We start from the raw sequence: 3,662 nt of genomic DNA on the forward strand, positions 1-3,662 counted from the left end.
GTGCCGGGCTGCCGTACGTGGAGCCGGCGGGGATCGCCGCGGCGGCACGGCGGCTCGCCGCACGCCACGACGTCGTCCTGGTCGAGGGGGCGGGAGGGCTCCTCGTGCGCTACGACGCCGCGGGCTCGACGCTCGCGGACGCCGCACGGCTGCTGGACGCGGAGGTGGTGGTGGTCGCCGCCGCCGGGCTGGGGACGCTCAACTCCACGGCGCTCACGGCGGAAGCGCTGCGCTCCCGCGGACTGCGCACACCGGGCGTGGTGATCGGCAGCTTCCCCGCCGCACCCGATCTGGCGACGCGCTGCAACGTGGCGGATCTGCCGACGGCGGCCGGTGCGCCGNCAACGTGGCGGATCTGCCGACGGCGGCCGGTGCGCCGCTGCTGGGCTCCGTGCCCGAGGGGGCCGGCGGTCTGGACGGCGCCGACTTCCGTACGGCGGCGCCGAGTTGGCTGGCCCCGGCGCTCGGCGGCACCCGCGAGGCCGACTGAGAGCCCTCCCGAACTCCCGCCGCACCGCCCCGGGTTGCACCGGAGCGCCCCGAACGGCCGCGCGGGCGGGCAGAATCGGGCCATCCCGACGGAAGGGGACGCGATGCCCGGACGTGACGCACCGCGGGCGGCCCGCAGCACCGTACGCCGCCCGCTGTTCGCCCGCTTCTACGAGCGGCTGAGCGTGAACGCCGACGCACACGCCGGAGTACGCGAGAACCGCACCGAGTTGCTGACGGGGCTCACGGGCCATGTGGTGGAGATCGGCGCCGGCAACGGCCTGAACTTCGCCCGCTATCCGGCCGGTGTGACGCGGGTGACGGCCGTGGAGCCGGAGCCCCGGCTACGGGCGTCGGCGCTGGCCGCGGCCTCGGACGATGCGGTGAGACCGCGCGTGGAGGTGGTGGACGCCACCGCGGAGGCGCTGCCGGTGGCGGACGGCGCGTGCGACGCGGCGGTCTTCTCCCTGGTGATGTGCTCGCTGCCCGACGTCCCGCGCGCGCTGGCGGAGGCGCTGCGGGTGCTGCGGCCCGGCGGCGAACTGCGCTTCTTCGAGCACGAACGGGCCGCTGACCGGCCCGGAATGGCGCGCCTCCAGCGCGCTGTGGACGCGACGGTGTGGCCGCTGTTCTTCGGCGGCTGCCACACGAGCCGTGACCCGGTGGGCGCGATCGGCGCCGCGGGCTTCACGGACGTCTCCTTCCGCCGGCTGATGATCCCGCCGGGCGGGCCGGCGGCGCCCAGTTCGTTCCATGTGCTGGGCGGTGCGCGGCGTCCGTGAGGGGCGGGCCCGTACTTCTGCCGTACGGTCAACGACTCCTGCCCGTACGGTCGACGGCGGGCTCAGCGCGTCCAGTTGCGCAGTTCGAGGGCGATGTCGCGTACGCCGGCGGAGCCGTCCTTGACCAGCCAGGCCAGATCGCGGATCCGCTCCGGCGAGGTGCGCACGCGCAGGCCGCTGGCGACGAGATAGCCGTAGGCGACGGCGGAGGCGAACAGGGCGTTGCCCCGTTCCAACGCCGGGACGTGCAGCAGCAGTTGGAGCATCGCGGCGGCGCGGTCGTGCGGCTCGGTGTAGACGGGGCGCTCGAATATGGTCGCTTCGTGCCTGCTGACGGCGGCGACGAGCGCGCCGTAGTCCGTGACGCGCGGATCGCCCGGGGCTTTCGCCTCCGCGACCATCAGCAGCCAGGCGAGGTCGATACGGAGACTCACGTACGCGGAAGACCCTCGCTCTCGCGCAGCGCCGGCTCGGGGAACTCCTCGGCGAAGAGCGACTCATAGCTCTTCATGAACTCCGACGCGGCCTCGACGAACGTCTGCCCGGTCTCCCCGGCGTCGCGCTCGACCAGCTCCTCGATGTAGCGGTTCATGCTCACCCCCCGCTCGAGGGCGCGCTCGCGCGCCGTCTGTGCGGTCGCCTCGTCCACGCGGACATTGAGCTGAGTTTTCGACACAGTGCCAAGCTAGCACTCATGCGCTAGCACCGGCCAGTCCGCTGCGGAGAGCAGAAGCCCGCGCACGGTACGGAGCGGCTCCGAGGACGGTACGGAAAAAGCCCGCCGCCGCTGCGGAGGGGCCCGTGTGCAGGGGCCGCGCGGCCGGGGCGGTGCGCGCATACCGCCGCTCCCGCCGGGAACGCGGTGCGCTCACCGTCCGTCTACCATGAACGACCGCCGTCACTTCAGCATCCCGTCCTCCGGCCGTCCCCACCAGCGGGGACGGCTCCGACCGAAAGGTGTGAGAGCCCGCTCATGGGCGACTCCCCCGGCCGCACACGCCACCGTGACCGGCACCGCGCCAGCCTCCTTCCGCTCCTCCCCGCCCCCGGCGACGTGCTCGCCCACGCGCCCGTCCGCACCGTGGAGGCGGCTCCGTGACCGAGGTGCTCTTCCTCGTCCTGGCGCTGCTGCTCGCCCTGGCCTGCGGTGCGTTCGTCGCCGCGGAGTTCTCCCTGACGACCGTCGAGCGCGCCGATCTCGAACGTGCCGTGCAGCGCGGCGAGCGGGGCGCGCGCAGCGCCATGGAGGCCGTACGGTCGCTGACGTTCCAGCTCTCGGGGGCGCAGCTCGGCATCACCGTCACCAACCTCGTCGTCGGCATGCTCGCCGAGCCCTCGGTCGCCAAGCTGATCGCGGGGCCGCTCCGCTCCGCCGGTGTGCCCGGCTCGGCGGCGCCGACGGTGGCGCTCTTCCTCGGCACCGCGCTCTCCACGGTCGTCCTCATGGTCGTCGGGGAACTGGTGCCGAAGAACTGGGCGATCTCCCGTCCGCTGCCCATCGCCAAGGCGATCGCGACGCCGCAGCGGGTCTTCTCCGCCCTCTTCCGTCCGCTGATCCGGCATCTGAACAACACGGCCAACCGGATCGTGAGCGCGATGGGCCTGGAGCCCACCGAGGAGCTGGCCTCCGCCCGCTCCCCGCGTGAACTGATCGCCCTCGCCCGCCACTCGGCGAAGGAGGGCGCCCTGGAGCCGGACACCGCGGACCTGTTCGTGCGCACGCTGCATCTGGCCGAGCTGACCGCGGAGAACGTCATGACACCGCGGGTGCAGGTCACCTCGCTCGATGTGCAGGCCAACGCGGAGGACGTCGCCAACGCGACGCGCGCCACGGGCCTCTCCCGCTTCCCCGTGGTCCGCGGCGGGCTGGACACGGTCGTCGGCATCGTACGGATCAAGGACGTGCTGGCGGTGCCGGCCGAGGACCGGCCGCGCTACCCGGTGACGGAGCTGATGCGGGAGCCGCTGCTCGTACCGGAGTCGCTGACCGTCGACCGGCTGCTGGACCGGATGCCGGGCGGGGAGCGCAGCATCGCGGTCGTCATCGACGAGTACGGGGGCACCGCGGGCGTGGTCACCCTGGAGGACATCATCGAGGAGGTCGTGGGCGAGGTCCGCGACGAGCACGACCCGGCCGAGCCGCCGGACCTCGCGCCCGCGGGCCACGACCCGGACGGGCGGCGGGTGTTCGACGCCGACGGCGCCACCCGCACCGACCAACTGCGGGCCATCGGAATGCGCGCCCCGGAGGGTCCGTACGAGACCCTCGCCGGGCTGGTCGCCACCGAGCTGGGACGGATTCCGCAGCGGGGCGACGCCCTGGACGTCGCGGGCTGGCACATCGAAGTCGTGGACGCGCGGGGGCGCCGCGCGGCGCGCGCCCGGCTCACG

At 73.9% G+C, this 3,662-nt stretch carries 5 protein-coding genes; 3 read left to right on the forward strand and 2 right to left on the reverse strand.

Translation table 11 applies throughout. The annotated features are described in order from the left end of the window. The first annotated feature begins 104 nt into the window (after positions 1-104). The gene (locus AN218_RS39050) at positions 105-1,271 is read left to right on the forward strand and encodes a class I SAM-dependent methyltransferase (RefSeq protein WP_476755958.1); all 1,167 of its coding nucleotides are present in this window, start codon (positions 105-107) and stop codon (positions 1,269-1,271) included. A 62-nt stretch (positions 1,272-1,333) separates the two neighbouring features. On the opposite strand, the gene AN218_RS12210 is transcribed toward AN218_RS39050, so the two are convergent. Both AN218_RS12210 and AN218_RS12215 read right to left on the reverse strand, forming a co-directional pair. Continuing rightward, a complete protein-coding gene (locus AN218_RS12210; protein WP_070016875.1) occupies positions 1,334-1,705 on the reverse strand; it encodes a fic family toxin-antitoxin system, toxin component in 372 nt (123 codons plus the stop codon). Then, positions 1,702-1,947, reverse strand: coding sequence for a toxin-antitoxin system HicB family antitoxin (locus tag AN218_RS12215; protein ID WP_079132093.1), 246 nt, complete (start codon positions 1,945-1,947; stop codon positions 1,702-1,704). Before AN218_RS12215 ends, AN218_RS12210 begins: the two co-directional genes overlap by 4 nt. A 297-nt stretch (positions 1,948-2,244) precedes the next feature. On the opposite strand from AN218_RS12215, the gene AN218_RS38735 reads away from it, so the two are divergent. Then, entirely contained in the window at positions 2,245-2,370 is a 126-nt protein-coding gene (locus AN218_RS38735; protein ID WP_275936970.1) for a hypothetical protein, read from the forward strand. Beyond that, positions 2,367-3,662 (forward strand): hemolysin family protein (locus tag AN218_RS12220; RefSeq protein ID WP_070016877.1); only part of this gene is annotated, 1,296 nt, incomplete at its 3' end. The genes AN218_RS38735 and AN218_RS12220, both read left to right, overlap by 4 nt.

Source organism: Streptomyces nanshensis (assembly GCF_001751255.1).
GTDB classification, from domain to species: Bacteria; Actinomycetota; Actinomycetes; order Streptomycetales; family Streptomycetaceae; genus Streptomyces; species Streptomyces nanshensis_A.

Coding starts and splice junctions, on each gene's coding strand:
- AN218_RS38735 (WP_275936970.1), top strand. CDS start 2,245: ATGGGCGACTCCCCCGGCCGCACACGCCACCGTGACCGGCACCGCGCC.